The organism is Lactobacillus gallinarum DSM 10532 = JCM 2011 (assembly GCF_001434975.1).
Lineage (GTDB): Bacteria > Bacillota > Bacilli > Lactobacillales > Lactobacillaceae > Lactobacillus > Lactobacillus gallinarum.
The window spans coordinates 1-1,010 of the sequence record NZ_AZEL01000065.1 but is presented as its reverse complement, the minus strand read 5'-3'; the positions used below and the strand labels follow the sequence as shown (position 1 = coordinate 1,010).

The 1,010-nt window shown below is 36.0% G+C and carries 1 protein-coding gene; it reads right to left on the bottom strand.

The window, feature by feature from the left end; genetic code table 11:
• Positions 1–1,010: alpha-amylase family glycosyl hydrolase (locus tag FC37_RS08450; protein WP_269082141.1), on the bottom strand; the 1,010-nt coding region annotated here is incomplete at both ends.

Genomic DNA, 1,010 nt, shown 5'->3' with positions numbered 1-1,010 from the left:
TCACCTTTAACTGTATTTCTAATATCATCACTAAAGAAGCCTACATCTGGTACTTTTGGAGCATTAGGTTGACTTGTACCTACTTCTTTACAGTATGGATTCATATCCCAGCCTTCACCATAAGTTATTATTCCGGGATCAATTTTATCTAAAGCTGCTCTGACAGCATTCATAGTATCAGTATCAAGTAACGACATAATATCAAAGCGGAAACCATCCACTTTATATTGCTTAGCCCAATACGTTACTGAGTCAACAATGTATTTACGAACCATTTTTCCCGTACTACGAATATCATTACCGCATCCACTAATGCCAGTTGGATTATTGTCTTTATCATAGTGGAAATAGTATCCAGGAACCGTTAATTCAAAGGCTTGATCCTTTGGATCAAACACGTGATTGTAAACCACATCCATTACTACTCTAATCCCTGCTTTATGAAGTCCATTAATCATTTCCTTCATTTCTTTAATTCTAGCAGTCGGATTCTTTGGATCACTTGAATATGAACCTTCTGGTACATCATAATTCTTAGGATCGTAGCCCCAGTTGTACTGATCAGCTAATGGTTTTGTTTCATCTACACTTGCATAATCAAATGATGGCATAATTTGAACGTGCGTAATTCCAAGTGCCTTAAGGTAAGCTAGACCTGTTACTTGTCCAGTTGGTGTTTTACCTGATTCAATCATGCCTAAATATTTACCTTTATCCTTAATTCCTGAATTAGGGTCACTTGAAAAATCACGAATAGAAGTTTCATAAATAATTGCTTGAGTTGGACTCGAGAATTCGGGCATTCTATTAAAGTTATTAGGCTTTATATTGTCATAATCTTCAATTACTGTACGGTCGCCATTAACAGTTACAGCTTTAGAATATGGATCATCGGTTTGCGTCTTAAGACCATTAACAAAAGTCAAACTATAGTCATATGCTTTACCTTTCATATCACCTTCTAGGACACTAGACCAGACACCTTTATCTCCACGTTTCATAATAATGGT